Here is a 12,657-nt window from a genome sequence, read left to right as displayed (position 1 = left end):
CCATGGCCAGCCCTACTCGACAACTGCAAGTCCTTGGTGGCGAGGATGACGGCACGCTGCTGAAAGTGGCCTTCGCTTCATCGGACCGCGATCAGGTCGATCAGCATTTCGGCTCCTCGCGTGCCTTCGTTATCTATGGTGTCAACCTGGAGCGGGCGCAGCTGTTATCGCTCGCCGAATTCGACGATCAGGAGCAGGACGGCAACGAAGACAAACTGCTCAGCAAGCTCGATTTGCTTGATGGCTGCATCGCCGTGTATTGCCGTGCCTGTGGCGCATCGGCAGTGCGACAGCTGCTTGCCCTTGGCGTGCAGCCGGTAAAGGTCGGCGAGTCGGCGCGTATCGGCGAGTTGATCCAGGCGTTGCAAGCAGAACTTCGTGCTGGCCCTTCTACCTGGCTGGCAAAAGCGATTCGACGTACCCAACCTGGAGGCCCGCAGCGTTTCGACGCCATGGCCGCCGAAGGCTGGGATGACTAGCGGGTGTTGAACGCAGCCCTCTAGACAACAACCATCGGACGAGGAAATAAACATGTACGAAGAGCCGCAACAGCCACAGGTGGTCAGCGAAAATGATACGGCGCTGCAACAGCCGGTCATCCGTCAGATGGTGGTGCAACTGCGCGCCATGGACAGCTATGGCACCTACGACACCTGGAGCGACGCCCGCGTGCTCGACCCGATTGTCCTGACCAAGGAACGGCGGCGCCTTATTCCAGTGGTTGGCGACCCGGACGAGACCACGTTGGCGCGGGTGAAGGCTTATTACAACGCCATTGCGCAGATGATCGAACGCGAAACCGGGTTAATGGCGGCGCCAATGATCAATATCAGCCATGAAGGCTTTGGCCGGGCGCTGATCCTGGTTGGCAAACTGGTGGCGCTGGACAAGGTATTACGCGATGTCCACCGTTTCGGCTTCGAGTCCCTTGAGGCGTTGATCGTTGAGTCCGAGAAGGCGCTGGGCACGGCCACCCGGCTGATCGCTGAAAACCGTAGCGTGGCCGAACTCTGAGGACACAGGCATGAGTGAAGAAGAACTGAAAGCTTTGCACAAGGAAGTCAGCCAGAAGAAACGCATTGCCAGCGATTGGGCCGGGCAGATCCATGACTTGGTCGAGGATCGCCTGCTCAGCGCCTATGCAGAGCTACCGGAACTGGCGCAGCACACCCATCAGGCGTGTGTGGACTGGGCAGACGCCAAAGCCCGGCTGGACCGGGCCACGGCGTCCTGAGATAAAAAATACAGGCAGCAGTACAACCGTTGGCCACCAGCGCTCAAGGCGTCGGGAGGAGATAAGGCATGACTGGAACAATCACCGGGCTTACCCGGGGCGGGGCCGAGTGGACGCCGCAATTCATTACCGCTCTGGATGCACAAAAGTGCATCGGTTGCGGACGTTGCTACAAGGTCTGCCCACGGGACGTCTTCACTTTGGTAGATCGCGGCAGCGTGGTCGAGGCAGACGATGATTACGACGACGATGACGAAATGCAGGTCATGAGCATTCAGAACGGTCTGGATTGCATTGGCTGCACATCGTGCTCCAGGGTCTGCCCGAAGCAGTGTCATTCCCATCAATTCGCAGCGGCCTGACGGTCTGTTGAGGAGTGAGGAAGCGATCATGGCCAAACCCGATTTCCATATTTTCATCTGTACCCAGCACCGCCAGGAGGGGCATCCGCGTGGCAGTTGCGGCGCCAAGGGCGGCGAAAAGGTGTTTGATGCTTTTGCTCAGGCGTTGATCCGTCGCAACCTGCAAGGGCGCATGGCGTTGACCGGCACCGGGTGTCTGGGTCCGTGCCAGGCGGGTGCCAATGTGCTGATTTATCCCGGCTCGATCATGTACAGCTGGGTCGAGCCGCAGGATGCTGAATTGATCGTGCAGCAGCACTTGCTGGGCGGCGAACCCTACGCGGACAAACTCACTCCAGCGCAGATCTGGTAACGCAATGGCTGACGTGTCGCTGCTCAGTTCCCGGCGTGCGTACTTCTCCAGCAAAACACCGCAGGGGCTGCGTTATTTGCTTGACCATGCGCTGTGCGCCCAGTCGCCGCTGGTCATCGAGACCTCCTTGCTGGAAGCGCGCAGGCGCTGGCCCAAAGAGCCGGACGCGCATATCGGTCTGTACAAGTTCTACTTCGTCGCCAGCCGTTACGTTGAGGCTGAAGCGGCGGTGTGGGCGGCGTTGCGCATCGCCGCCACGAACGCCGGATTCAGTCGCAACTACCGTCGTTTGGGGCCTGACAGCGCTGATTGGAGCCGCCGCGATGGCGCCGAACGCTTATACCTGTTCAGCCTTAAAGCACTGGGAGTGATCCGCCTGCGTCGGGCAAAGGTTGCGGGCGCGCGGCGGGTGCTGGAAAAACTGCTTGAGCTTGACCCGTTCGACGAAATTGGCGGTGCGGCCTTTCTGCGGATCGCCCAGTCTTTCGATGAGGATATTTTCTGATGATGCTGCTCGACCACATGCTGCAAAAGGCCCAGCCCTTGTTCGCGGAGACCTGGACCGCCTTGCTTGGCTGTCTGCAACGGGCCGGTATCGAGGGCGGCTTGGCCGTCGTCGGCACGCCAAACAGTCGCAGTGAGCTGCGCGAAGATCCGTTCGATCACAGCCTGGCGGTGTATGCCGAATGGCGCAGCGAGCGCAATAGTTATTTGGGCAGCATTCTGCTCACCGGCGATGGTCAGGTGTTCGCTGAATTCGACATCCTGTTACCACACCCGGCCAAGCCGCAATGGGTCATCGAAGCCGTCACTGCCTGGGGCAAACCCGGCGCGCTGAAAAGTGAGCTGCGTCTATTGCCGGCGCTGGGCGAATGAACGCGCTCTACGATTGGCTGCTGGGCAGCAGCACACACGTCGCGCCGGTGCAGCGCGTTTGCCTGGGTTTGAACTGGACGTTGGCCGAAGTGGCTGATCATCAGGGCTTCGCCTTCAGCCCGCGACAGGTGCCGCGCACCCTGAGCTGGGCAGGCACGCTGCGGGGGCAGCCCAGTGAGCAACTGCGCCGCTGGCTGTTGTCGTGGAATGACGCGGAGGCGGCCATCGGTCTGGCAGTGCTCAATGCCTGCATCAATACCGCCGATGGCTGCGCCGGGCAGGCCACCCCGCTGCGCAGCGACACAGTGCCCGGTCATCTGCGGGTGTTCAGCCATTTCGGTCCACGCCTGCAGGGGCAGCAGGTCGCAGTGATCGGCCATTATCCCGGCCTCGAACAGCTGTGGCGGGACGTCGCCTATGACTGTCTGGAGCGTCAGGTGCAGGAGGGCGATCTGCCGGACAGCGCCGCTGAATACCTGCTGCCGCAGGCGGATTGGGTGTTCGTCAGCGCCAGCAGCATCGCCAACAAAACCTTGCCACGCCTGTTGGAGCTGTCGCGCCATGCCCAAGTGGTGTTGATGGGGCCGAGCCTGCCATGGCTTCGCGAGTGGAGTCTTTTCGGCGTTAACTACCTGGCCGGTGTGCGCGTGCTGGACGGCGCGGCCGCGCAGCAAGTGGTCATGGAAGGCGGCGGCACCCGGCTATTCGCAGGCCCCGTCGAATACGCCTTGCTTGAGTTGTGACCATGAGCCAAGAACATCCTCTGAATTGGCGCATGTTGCTGTGTCACAAGCATCCGGTCAGCGCGCGTCTGCACTTTCTCATCCCGCAGCGCGAGGGCGTGGTGTTGCCGCTGCCTTTACCGCCCCTTGCCGTATTTGCCGAAGGCAGACCGGACAACCCGGTACAGACCCATCCCGCCAGTGCCTTGTGTCATCTGCAACAGGATCTTGGCATTACCCAGGCCCTTGAACTGGTCAGCGAGTTTCAGGTCAGTCTGGAAGTCCCGCGCATGCTCATGCCGGTCTACCTCGCCGCGCTGACCGGCTACGATCTGTGCCCGGCACCTACCGGTACCTGCTGGATCGAGCTGACGAAAAGCATCGGTATGCCCTGGCTCGATCGCGAACTGCTGCGTCGGGCCTATGAGGTGCTGATCGGGTAGTGTTGGTAGGGCAGCTCAACCTGGACAGACTCCCGTGCAGTCTGTGGACTCCATCCAGGCTGGCGGTGGTTGTTCTCAGACGCGCAGCAGCGCCTTGCCCAGCTTGAGGGAGAGCTGGTCTTCGGTGAACTGCGGCTCGTTAGGCGGATAGAGCTCAACTTCGTCGATGGCAAAGCCGTGCTCTTTGCCCAGCGCAATCATCTCGCGAACCTTCTCACAGGTTTTCAACTTTTCGGCCAGATCCTGATCCGCTTTGGCGTGTTCGGAAAACGCTTTTATTTCCTTGATGGACATTACTGTTCTCTCTGTTGCGGTTGACGGAGTGCAAGGTAAAACGGCGCCTCGCAGTAGTCTCTTTGCAACATTGATGCCTCACAGTGGTCCTGTTAAATCAATGAGTTACGTGAAAATTATTGTCGTATTGTCGACAATCGAACAAAGCCCGATACGACAACCGACAGCCAGGGAAGCCAGCCCTGACCTACGTCTGTGCTTGATCCATCGACGACATAAAATCCTGATGACGAACGACATGCTCAAGCCAGACCCCCCGCAGCGATAAAGCAAAAGCACTTTGTAGGTATGCAGACAATTGCGTCTGGTCGTTATGGTCTTATGTATATAAATAAACAATCATGCCCTTAAATATCGGCTCAATACCCATGAATCATTGATCATGGCGGACTGGCATGAGAAGTGCCTGTCGAATATATCTGTATACGGTCTTATATAGATTGGCCGCTGGAACAGATTTAAGTGAAAGTGCTTGTATTTATCTGAATGATAATTATTCTCAGTAAATGGATTCTGCCAGCCGAGGTAAACGATCATGCTTCACTCCCTATCCTCTTCAGCGCCGCCCCTGGACAGTTTTGCCTTCGCTCGCGATGGCTTTCTGTTGCTACGCGATTGTTTGTCACCGACGCTGATCGATCAACAGGCCGCCACCGTGGCGACTTACCTATTGCGCAGCGACCCGATTCGCAAGTCTGGCGCCCGTGCCCATCCGGAAATCCTTCGCCGTCGCCAAGCCTACGAGTGCCGCACCAGCGGCGTGATGACGCTGGTGCATCACGAGCGTTTGCTCGCGACGCTGCATATGCTGGCAGGCGAGCGCAGTTACCCGGTTGGCATCGGTTCGCCGGAAAGCACCCAGGAGTTGCGCACTTGTCATGCTTGCTCGGCCAATGGCGGCAGCCCGCACATAACCGCCTGGATTGCCCTGCGGCCGATTACTCTGGAGGCCGGTTTGAGTGTCTTGCCGGGTAGCCACACCGACAACCGGCAATGCCTGGAACGCCTGCTGGCCGAAGACCCGGAGCTGGCCGGGACTCTGCAACAGATGCGCGAAGAGGGCGCCAGCCTGGAGCAATGGCAAGCACTCGAAAGTCGCCTGTTGGAAGGCATGCACACCCGACAAACCCAGGCTTCGGGTCAAGGTCTGCGCTTGCTGGCGCTGAACAAGGGCGACGTGCTGATTCAGCAGCAAGGCTTGCTGGTCAATGCCCAACGGCTCGACAGCCGCAGTTGTCTGGTGGTGCGTTACAGCGCTACACAGCTGCACCGTAATCACTATTTCAGCGACAGCGGTTCGCTGGTGGGCTGAGCCGGGCATATGCTCGGTTTCGGTAGCCAGCGCAACAACAGTGCCGAGAGGATCAGCATGCCCAGCCCGGCAATGGCGAACGCCGCTGGCACCGATAGCTGGGCCGCCAGGCCACCGGCCAGCAAGCTACCCAACGGCATACTGCCGACGTAAGCCATGCCATGTAAGGCCATCACCCGGCCGCGCAACGCATCCGTCACCAGGCTCTGCAACAGAATGCCGCTGGACGTGACGCAGGCGACCAGACCGGCACCGGCGGCCACCATCAACGGCCAGGCCAGCCACAGGTGCCGATTGCAGGCGAAGCCCAGGCAACTGAGGCCGAACAGCAACGCGCCGCCCGCCATGAAGGTTTCCAGCCGCCACTGATTGCGTCGCGAGGCCAGCAGCAGGGTTGCCAGCAGCGCACCGAGCCCGGAAGTGCCGAGCAATTGGCCAAGCCCGGCGGGATCGAGTGCGAAAATATCCCGTGCATAAACCGGCAACAGCGCCATAAAGGGCGCCAGACACAGGCTGCTGATCCCGGCCGCGAGTAAAAGCCAGCGCGCCGGATGCGTATCGCGCAGCCAGCGTAACGCTTGATCGAGTCCGGCCCGCGCATGGGGATTCACCAGCGCAGGCATGACCGGCATTCGCCGCAGACTGTAGAGCGCGGCCAGATAACTCAGGGCGTTCAGGGCAAAGCACAACGCCGCGCCATAGTGCGTGAACAGCAGCCCGGCCAAGGGTGGGCCGATCAGCCGGGCGGCATTGAACGACAGCGCGTTCAGGGCCAGCGCATTGTCGCGCAGGTCGCGGTTGCCGATCAGGGCGCCGAGCAGGGCCTGACGCACCGGCATTTCCAGGGCATTCAACAGGCCCGTCCCCAAGGATGCGGCCAGCAGCAGGCCGACTCTCGGTTCAGCGCTGAGGCTCGACAGCGCCAGGCCGCTGGCCAGCAGTAAGCCAAGCACCTGACAGGCCAGCAGTAAAGGGCGCCGCGGATGCCGGTCGGCCAGCACGCCCGCATAAGGGCCCAACAAGAGCAGCGGCAGTTGGCCGAGCGCGACCACCAGCGCCAGGGTCCAGGCCGATCCGCTCTGCGCGTAGGTCAGCCAGGACAGCACAATTTGCTGAGTCCAGTTGCCGATCTGGGAAATACCCTGACCGATGAAGTAGCAGCGATAGCCTGCGTGGCCAAGCGCGCGAAAGGTATGACGGAGCATGGCTGACCCTGGCAAAGGACGGTTCGACCTCGATTGCAACATCGAATGCAAAGTGCGCGCCAGAGACTAGAAAAGGCTGTGCCACGCGGGCTCGCGCCGAGCCTTGCGCTGGACTGCGCCGTGGACCTCCTGGATTTGTCACGAAGCCTACATGAAGGGTCGGTGGTCTTGTTCGCTACAGCCCGATATCCATCTTGATATTTTTCATCTCATTGATATCTAACCGATTATTCGTTATTTCCCGGCGTGGCACCGGCTTTGCACTTGCTGTTTCGTGAGATTGGCCCAAGAGCAACGCAAGCCGAGGAGATACGCGAATGATCACTATGACAGACAGCGCAATGGCCGCCGTCAGCCGCTTCATCAGCAGCAACGCCAAGCCGGTCGCCGGACTGCGTATCCGTGTCGAAGGCGGGGGCTGCTCGGGGTTGAAGTACAGTTTGAAGCTTGAAGAGAACGTCAGCGCCGAGGACCAGAAGGTCGACTGCGGTGGTATTACCCTGCTCATCGACGAAGCCAGCAGCACATTGCTTGGCGGGGTGACCATGGACTTCATCGAGGGCATGGAAGGTAGTGGTTTTACCTTCGTTAACCCGAACGCCAGCAGCAGCTGCGGCTGCGGAAAATCCTTCGCCTGCTAGGCGCCCCTGAGGCCGTCGGCGGTGCCGGCACAGCCCAGGACTCACCGGGAGATTAGCCGTTATGTGGGACTATTCGGAAAAAGTCAAAGAGCACTTCTACAACCCGAAAAATGCTGGCGCGGTGGTTGAATCCAACGCCGTTGGCGATGTCGGCTCGCTCAGTTGCGGTGACGCCTTGCGCTTGTCGCTCAAGGTCGACCCCAAGACTGACGTGATTCTCGACGCCGGTTTTCAAACCTTTGGTTGTGGCTCGGCCATCGCGTCCTCGTCGGCACTGACTGAAATGGTCAAGGGGCTCACGCTCGACGATGCGCTGAAGATCAGCAACCAGGACATCGCCGATTACCTCGACGGCCTGCCGCCAGAAAAAATGCATTGTTCGGTGATGGGCCGTGAAGCGCTGCGCGCGGCGGTGTCCAACTACCGTGGCGAGGCGCTGGAAGACGACCACGAAGAAGGCGCGCTGATCTGCAAGTGCTTTGCGGTGGATGAGGTGATGGTGCGCGAAACCATCCGCGCCAACCACCTGTCCAGCGTCGAGGACGTGACCAACTACACCAAGGCAGGCGGCGGTTGCTCGTCTTGCCATGAAGGAATCGAGCGCATCCTCAGTGAAGAACTGACAGCGCGTGGCGAGTCCTTCGTGGCGGCACCGACCAAGGCCAAGCAGCGTAAGAAAACCCAACTGGTTACCCTGGATGACGCAACGTTTGCGCCTGCCGCAGCGGCGCCACAGGCCGAACCTGTGGTCACCAAGACCAGCGTGCCGGACGCGGGCAAGATGACCAATTTGCAGCGCATCCGCCGTATCGAGAGAGTGCTGGAATCCATCCGGCCGACCTTGCAGCGTGATCATGGCGATGTCGAATTGCTGGATGTGGACGGCAAGAACGTCTACGTCAAGTTGACCGGCGCCTGCACCGGTTGCCAGTTGGCCAGCACCACCCTGAGCGGTATCCAGCAGCGGCTGATCGAGGAACTCGGTGAGTTCGTCAAAGTGATTCCGGTCAGCGCCACGACCCAAATGGCGGAGGTGTGAGATGAACGATGTCTATCTGGACAACAATGCGACGACCCGTGTGGACGATGAAGTGGTGCAGGCGATGCTGCCCTACTTCACCGAGCAGTTCGGAAACCCTTCCTCGATGCACAGCTTCGGCAATCGCGTCGGCCTTGCGTTGAAGCAGGCCCGGCAGAGCGTGCAAAAGCTGCTCGGCGCCGAGCACGATTCGGAAATCATCTTCACCTCGTGCGGCACTGAGTCCGATTCGACCGCCATTCTCTCGGCGATCAGGGCTCAGCCGGAACGCAAGACCATCATCACCACCACCGTTGAGCACCCGGCCATTCTCAGCCTGTGCGACCACCTCGTCACCGAGGGCTACACGGTCCACAAGCTCAAGGTCGATAAGCGCGGACGCCTGAACCTGGACGAGTACGCCAGCCTGTTGAGCGACGATGTGGCGGTGGTCTCGGTGATGTGGGCCAATAACGAGACGGGCACGCTGTTCCCCGTCGAAGAGATGGCGCTGATGGCCGATGAGGCCGGTGTGATGTTCCATACCGATGCGGTGCAAGCGGTTGGCAAGGTGCCGCTGGACTTGCAGCATTCGGCGATTCACATGCTCTCGCTGTCTGGCCACAAGCTGCATGCGCCCAAGGGTGTCGGCGTACTTTACCTGCGGCGCGGCACGCGCTTCCGTCCGCTGCTGCGCGGCGGGCATCAGGAACGCGGTCGCCGTGCGGGCACCGAAAACGCCGCCTCTATCGTTGGCATGGGCGTGGCTGCCGAGCGCGCCTTGCAGTTCATGGCCCACGAGAACACCGAGGTCAAGCGCCTGCGTGACAAGCTCGAAGCCGGCATCCTGGCCGTGGTGCCCTATGCCTTCGTCACCGGCGACCCGAGCAACCGTCTGCCGAACACCGCGAACATCGCTTTCGAGTTCATTGAGGGCGAGGCCATTCTCTTGCTGCTGAACAAAGTCGGTATCGCCGCTTCCAGCGGTTCGGCCTGCACCTCAGGTTCGCTGGAACCTTCCCATGTCATGCGCGCCATGGACATTCCCTACACAGCCGCCCATGGCACCGTGCGCTTCTCGCTGTCGCGCTACACCACTGAAGCGGAAATCGAGCATGTGATCCGCGAGATGCCGCCAATCGTGGCCCGGCTGCGTGCGTTGTCGCCGTATTGGAGCGGTAACGGCCCGGCGCAAGAAGCTGATCAAGGTTTCGCCCCGGTCTACGCCTGACCCAGACCGGGTCAATCCATAACGGCCCGTGGGTCGGAGGATGTTATGAGCAGCGTGATCATAGATGACACCACATTGCGCGACGGCGAGCAGAGTGCCGGCGTGGCCTTCAATGCCCAAGAGAAGATCGCCATCGCTGTTGCCCTGGCCCGTATCGGTGTGCCGGAGTTGGAGATTGGCATTCCGAGCATGGGTGAAGAGGAGCGTGAAGTCATGCGTGCCATTGCCGGGCTGGGTCTGCCGGCGCGCCTGCTGGCCTGGTGCCGACTGTGCGACACCGATTTGCAGGCTGCTCTGGCCAGCGGTGTGGGCATGGTCGATCTGTCGCTGCCGGTGTCCGATCTGATGCTGCAACATAAACTCGCTCGCGACCGTACCTGGGCCCTTGATGAGGTGGTGCGGCTGGTCGGCGAGGCACGCGCGGCCGGGCTGGAAGTCTGCCTGGGATGCGAGGACGCTTCGCGGGCCGACCCGGAATTCATCATCAGGGTCGCCGAAGCGGCCCAGATAGCAGGGGCCCGACGCCTGCGCTTTGCCGATACGGTCGGGGTGATGGAACCCTTCGCCATGTACGAGCGCTTCAGCTTTCTGCGTCAGCGCCTGGACATGGAACTGGAGGTACACGCCCACGACGACTTTGGCCTGGCCACCGCCAACACCCTGGCCGCCGTCAAGGGTGGGGCAACGCACATCAACACCACGGTCAACGGCTTGGGCGAGCGAGCGGGCAACGCGGCGCTGGAGGAATGCGCCATGGCACTGGAGCAGTTGCACGGCATCGATACCGGTATCGACATGCTGGGTCTTGGGGCGATTTCCGCACTGGTGGAACAAGCCTCGGGGCGCAAGGTGGCCTGGCAGAAGAGCGTGGTGGGTGCCGGGGTGTTCACTCACGAGGCGGGTATTCACGTCGACGGATTGCTCAAGCACCGCAGCAACTACGAGGGCCTGAACCCGGACCGGCTTGGCCGTAGTCACAGTCTGGTGCTCGGTAAGCATTCGGGCACGCGCATGGTCGAGTCCAGTTATCTGGCCCTGGGCATCGAGTTGGATGCCGGGCAGAGCAATATGCTGCTGGGGTGCATTCGTGCCTTTTCCACCCGGACCAAGCGCAGCCCGCTGACCAGCGATCTGTATGCCTTGTATCGCCAGGTTTGCGAAGACGGCGCGCTGCTGTTTGGGGCGTTGAAGTGAGCCTGTTCAGCGAGTGGCACGAGGATCTGGCTTGCGTCTTTCAGCGCGACCCGGCAGCGCGCTCGACGCTGGAAGTGCTCACTACTTATCCAGGGCTGCACGCGATCATGCTTTACCGCATAGGCCATCGCCTGTGGCTGCGTGAATGGCGCTATCTGGCCCGGCTGCTGTCGTTTTTCGCACGGCTGATCAGCAATGTGGATATCCATCCGGGGGCGCACATCGGTTCGCGTTTCTTCATCGACCATGGAGCGGGTGTGGTGATCGGTGAAACCGCCGAAATTGGCCAAGACGTGACGCTCTACCACGGCGTCACGTTGGGTGGCACCAGTTGGCGCAAGGGCAAGCGTCACCCGACCTTGGGCGACGGCGTGCTGGTCGGCGCCGGGGCGAAAATCCTCGGGCCGATCAGCATCGGCAATAACGCCCGGGTGGGTGCCAATTCAGTGGTGGTCGAGGATGTGCCCGATGGCTGCACGGTGGTGGGCATTCCCGGCAAGGTGGTTCGCCTGCGTGAAGCCGGACGGCTCAACCCGTATGGCATCGACCTCGACCATCATTTGATCCCCGACCCGGTAGGCAAGGCCATTGCCTGTCTGCTGGAGCGCATCGACAGCCTGGAACGCAAAGTCGAGGCCGGTGGGTTGCTGGCGCCGGGTTCTCAGGAGCAGTTTTACCAGTGTTGTGAACCGGACAACGAGGTCTGTGAAAGCGACTGTCCGGGTGCTGCCGTTGCGCTGGCCAAGGTTTCGGTCGGCCGACGCGTGACTGTCAGCCCGTTGGCCGAGTGAGGGCTGCGCCCATGGACCTGCAAGATTTTGATGGCGCCGGGCTTTACTTCGACGAGCCGCAAAGCGCTGAAGTTGCCGACTGCCTGAAGGCTGCCGCCGAGCAATACAGCGAGGGCTCGGGCGAGCAGCCGTTGTTGCGGGCGCAGGCGCTGGCACCGCACGACCTTAACGTGCTAGTCGGGCTGTACCGTTTTTATTACTACCAGCATCGTTATCAGAATGCCCTGGGTATCGCTGCACGGGTGATGGCTTGCGTTGGCCCGCGGCTGGCATTGCCGGCGCTGTGGCGCGACATCCAGCCTGCGCATCTGGTCACGGCGGCGCAGAACGGCATTGGCTTGTTGCGCTTCTACCTGCTGGCGCTCAAGGGTGCCGGTTACCTGTGCCTGCGCCTGGGCCATTTCGAGCACGGTAAAGCGATGCTCACCAAGGTTGTCGAGCTGGACGCCGAAAACCGCCTCGGTGCCCGGTTGCTGCTTGAGGTGCTGGAGGCGCGCAATGCTCAGATCATCCCCTTTCCCACTGCGGCCACCGCGGAGATACGACCATGACCCAAGCCTTTGATGCAGCTGCCGGACTGACCCTTGATGAGGCGATGGAGGAGTTGGTCTCTGCAGAGGATTTCCTCGATTTGTTCGACGTGCCCTATGAGCAGAAAATCGTGCACGTCAATCGCTTGCACATCATGCAGCGTTACCACGACTACCTGAGCAAGGCCGGCGAGCTGGACCACCACGACGATAATGTGCGGCTGGCCGTTTACCGCCAGTTGCTTGGCCGCGCTTATGAGGACTTTGTGGCGTCCGATGCGCAGACCGAAAAAGTATTCAAGGTGTTCCGCATGAATGAGCCGCAGACGACTTTCGTCTCCATTGATCAGTTGCTGGGGTGAACCTAGTGGCCTGTGTGGCTAATTCTGTTAGTCAACTTCGGCGCCACACGCCCCTATCCTGCGTTGCTGTTCCTCGCCATAGCGGGCTAT

General features: G+C 60.9%; 19 protein-coding genes. 17 read left to right on the top strand and 2 right to left on the bottom strand.

The window, feature by feature from the left end; genetic code table 11:
* Positions 1–2: 2 nt before the first annotated feature.
* The 9 genes from ACYZUD_RS08795 to ACYZUD_RS08755 all read left to right on the top strand — a co-directional run bounded on the left by ACYZUD_RS08795 (position 3) and on the right by ACYZUD_RS08755 (position 3,989).
* Positions 3–479 carry a NifB/NifX family molybdenum-iron cluster-binding protein gene (locus tag ACYZUD_RS08795; RefSeq protein ID WP_462023612.1) on the top strand — a complete coding sequence of 159 codons (477 nt, stop codon included), beginning with the start codon at positions 3–5 and terminating at the stop codon, positions 477–479.
* 52 nt (positions 480–531) lie between these two features.
* A complete protein-coding gene (locus tag ACYZUD_RS08790) occupies positions 532–1,014 on the top strand; it encodes a NifX-associated nitrogen fixation protein (protein WP_462023611.1) in 483 nt (160 codons plus the stop codon).
* Between the two features lie 10 nt (positions 1,015–1,024).
* The gene (locus ACYZUD_RS08785) at positions 1,025–1,234 is read left to right on the top strand and encodes a CCE_0567 family metalloprotein (protein ID WP_462023610.1); all 210 of its coding nucleotides are present in this window, start codon (positions 1,025–1,027) and stop codon (positions 1,232–1,234) included.
* Positions 1,235–1,302: 68 nt separating this feature from the next.
* Complete coding sequence (gene fdxB, locus ACYZUD_RS08780) at positions 1,303–1,596, top strand: ferredoxin III, nif-specific (protein ID WP_462023609.1); 294 nt, start codon at positions 1,303–1,305, stop codon at positions 1,594–1,596.
* A 28-nt stretch (positions 1,597–1,624) separates the two neighbouring features.
* Complete coding sequence (locus ACYZUD_RS08775) at positions 1,625–1,948, top strand: 2Fe-2S ferredoxin (protein ID WP_462023608.1); 324 nt, start codon at positions 1,625–1,627, stop codon at positions 1,946–1,948.
* Positions 1,949–1,952: 4 nt separating this feature from the next.
* Positions 1,953–2,453, top strand: a complete 501-nt coding sequence (locus ACYZUD_RS08770) for a hypothetical protein (RefSeq protein WP_462023607.1) — start codon at positions 1,953–1,955, stop codon at positions 2,451–2,453.
* Positions 2,453–2,824 carry a hypothetical protein gene (locus tag ACYZUD_RS08765; RefSeq protein WP_462023606.1) on the top strand — a complete coding sequence of 124 codons (372 nt, stop codon included), beginning with the start codon at positions 2,453–2,455 and terminating at the stop codon, positions 2,822–2,824. The genes ACYZUD_RS08770 and ACYZUD_RS08765 overlap by 1 nt, the downstream gene beginning before the upstream one ends.
* The gene (locus ACYZUD_RS08760) at positions 2,821–3,567 is read left to right on the top strand and encodes a Rossmann-like domain-containing protein (protein ID WP_462023605.1); all 747 of its coding nucleotides are present in this window, start codon (positions 2,821–2,823) and stop codon (positions 3,565–3,567) included. Before ACYZUD_RS08765 ends, ACYZUD_RS08760 begins: the two co-directional genes overlap by 4 nt.
* A gap of 2 nt (positions 3,568–3,569) precedes the next feature.
* Positions 3,570–3,989, top strand: coding sequence for a hypothetical protein (locus ACYZUD_RS08755; protein ID WP_462023604.1), 420 nt, complete (start codon positions 3,570–3,572; stop codon positions 3,987–3,989).
* A gap of 75 nt (positions 3,990–4,064) precedes the next feature.
* On the opposite strand, the gene ACYZUD_RS08750 is transcribed toward ACYZUD_RS08755, so the two are convergent.
* On the bottom strand, positions 4,065–4,283 hold the full coding sequence (locus tag ACYZUD_RS08750; protein ID WP_065835931.1) for a Nif11-like leader peptide family natural product precursor: 219 nt from the start codon (positions 4,281–4,283) through the stop codon (positions 4,065–4,067).
* 535 nt (positions 4,284–4,818) lie between these two features.
* On the opposite strand from ACYZUD_RS08750, the gene ACYZUD_RS08745 reads away from it, so the two are divergent.
* Positions 4,819–5,595, top strand: a complete 777-nt coding sequence (locus ACYZUD_RS08745) for a phytanoyl-CoA dioxygenase family protein (RefSeq protein ID WP_462023603.1) — start codon at positions 4,819–4,821, stop codon at positions 5,593–5,595.
* Here the strand turns inward: ACYZUD_RS08745 and ACYZUD_RS08740 are convergent.
* Positions 5,562–6,800, bottom strand: coding sequence for an MFS transporter (locus ACYZUD_RS08740; protein WP_462023602.1), 1,239 nt, complete (start codon positions 6,798–6,800; stop codon positions 5,562–5,564). The two genes, ACYZUD_RS08745 and ACYZUD_RS08740, sit on opposite strands and share 34 nt — an antisense overlap.
* A gap of 317 nt (positions 6,801–7,117) precedes the next feature.
* Here ACYZUD_RS08740 and ACYZUD_RS08735 point away from each other — a divergent pair, with 317 nt between their 5' ends.
* The 7 genes from ACYZUD_RS08735 (at position 7,118) to nifW (ending at position 12,567) form a co-directional block, all read left to right on the top strand.
* A complete protein-coding gene (locus ACYZUD_RS08735) occupies positions 7,118–7,441 on the top strand; it encodes a HesB/IscA family protein (protein ID WP_065835928.1) in 324 nt (107 codons plus the stop codon).
* A gap of 61 nt (positions 7,442–7,502) precedes the next feature.
* Positions 7,503–8,480 carry a Fe-S cluster assembly protein NifU gene (gene nifU, locus ACYZUD_RS08730; RefSeq protein WP_462023601.1) on the top strand — a complete coding sequence of 326 codons (978 nt, stop codon included), beginning with the start codon at positions 7,503–7,505 and terminating at the stop codon, positions 8,478–8,480.
* Position 8,481: 1 nt separating this feature from the next.
* Positions 8,482–9,690: a cysteine desulfurase NifS gene (gene nifS, locus ACYZUD_RS08725; RefSeq protein WP_462023600.1), complete on the top strand. Its 1,209-nt coding sequence runs from the start codon at positions 8,482–8,484 to the stop codon at positions 9,688–9,690.
* Between the two features lie 45 nt (positions 9,691–9,735).
* Positions 9,736–10,884: a homocitrate synthase gene (gene nifV / locus ACYZUD_RS08720; protein ID WP_462023599.1), complete on the top strand. Its 1,149-nt coding sequence runs from the start codon at positions 9,736–9,738 to the stop codon at positions 10,882–10,884.
* A gap of 2 nt (positions 10,885–10,886) precedes the next feature.
* Complete coding sequence (cysE, locus tag ACYZUD_RS08715) at positions 10,887–11,675, top strand: serine O-acetyltransferase (protein WP_462025207.1); 789 nt, start codon at positions 10,887–10,889, stop codon at positions 11,673–11,675.
* 11 nt (positions 11,676–11,686) lie between these two features.
* Positions 11,687–12,226, top strand: a complete 540-nt coding sequence (locus ACYZUD_RS08710) for a hypothetical protein (RefSeq protein WP_462023598.1) — start codon at positions 11,687–11,689, stop codon at positions 12,224–12,226.
* Positions 12,223–12,567 carry a nitrogenase-stabilizing/protective protein NifW gene (nifW, locus tag ACYZUD_RS08705; RefSeq protein WP_462023597.1) on the top strand — a complete coding sequence of 115 codons (345 nt, stop codon included), beginning with the start codon at positions 12,223–12,225 and terminating at the stop codon, positions 12,565–12,567. Before ACYZUD_RS08710 ends, nifW begins: the two co-directional genes overlap by 4 nt.
* Positions 12,568–12,657 lie beyond the last annotated feature (90 nt).

Source organism: Pseudomonas sp. XS1P51 (assembly GCF_054897845.1).
This window is presented reverse-complemented; position numbering and strand designations above follow the sequence as displayed.

Excerpts from the sequence above, each read along its gene's own strand:
- nifV (WP_462023599.1), top strand. The coding sequence starts at position 9,736 with ATGAGCAGCGTGATCATAGATGACACCACATTGCGCGACGGCGAGCAG.
- ACYZUD_RS08760 (WP_462023605.1), top strand. The coding sequence starts at position 2,821 with ATGAACGCGCTCTACGATTGGCTGCTGGGCAGCAGCACACACGTCGCG.
- ACYZUD_RS08795 (WP_462023612.1), top strand. The coding sequence starts at position 3 with ATGGCCAGCCCTACTCGACAACTGCAAGTCCTTGGTGGCGAGGATGAC.
- ACYZUD_RS08750 (WP_065835931.1), bottom strand. The coding sequence starts at position 4,283 with ATGTCCATCAAGGAAATAAAAGCGTTTTCCGAACACGCCAAAGCGGAT.
- ACYZUD_RS08755 (WP_462023604.1), top strand. The coding sequence starts at position 3,570 with ATGAGCCAAGAACATCCTCTGAATTGGCGCATGTTGCTGTGTCACAAG.
- nifU (WP_462023601.1), top strand. The coding sequence starts at position 7,503 with ATGTGGGACTATTCGGAAAAAGTCAAAGAGCACTTCTACAACCCGAAA.
- ACYZUD_RS08790 (WP_462023611.1), top strand. The coding sequence starts at position 532 with ATGTACGAAGAGCCGCAACAGCCACAGGTGGTCAGCGAAAATGATACG.
- ACYZUD_RS08735 (WP_065835928.1), top strand. The coding sequence starts at position 7,118 with ATGATCACTATGACAGACAGCGCAATGGCCGCCGTCAGCCGCTTCATC.
- ACYZUD_RS08785 (WP_462023610.1), top strand. The coding sequence starts at position 1,025 with ATGAGTGAAGAAGAACTGAAAGCTTTGCACAAGGAAGTCAGCCAGAAG.
- fdxB (WP_462023609.1), top strand. The coding sequence starts at position 1,303 with ATGACTGGAACAATCACCGGGCTTACCCGGGGCGGGGCCGAGTGGACG.
- ACYZUD_RS08770 (WP_462023607.1), top strand. The coding sequence starts at position 1,953 with ATGGCTGACGTGTCGCTGCTCAGTTCCCGGCGTGCGTACTTCTCCAGC.
- ACYZUD_RS08745 (WP_462023603.1), top strand. The coding sequence starts at position 4,819 with ATGCTTCACTCCCTATCCTCTTCAGCGCCGCCCCTGGACAGTTTTGCC.
- ACYZUD_RS08775 (WP_462023608.1), top strand. The coding sequence starts at position 1,625 with ATGGCCAAACCCGATTTCCATATTTTCATCTGTACCCAGCACCGCCAG.
- ACYZUD_RS08740 (WP_462023602.1), bottom strand. The coding sequence starts at position 6,800 with ATGCTCCGTCATACCTTTCGCGCGCTTGGCCACGCAGGCTATCGCTGC.
- ACYZUD_RS08765 (WP_462023606.1), top strand. The coding sequence starts at position 2,453 with ATGATGCTGCTCGACCACATGCTGCAAAAGGCCCAGCCCTTGTTCGCG.
- ACYZUD_RS08710 (WP_462023598.1), top strand. The coding sequence starts at position 11,687 with ATGGACCTGCAAGATTTTGATGGCGCCGGGCTTTACTTCGACGAGCCG.
- nifS (WP_462023600.1), top strand. The coding sequence starts at position 8,482 with ATGAACGATGTCTATCTGGACAACAATGCGACGACCCGTGTGGACGAT.
- nifW (WP_462023597.1), top strand. The coding sequence starts at position 12,223 with ATGACCCAAGCCTTTGATGCAGCTGCCGGACTGACCCTTGATGAGGCG.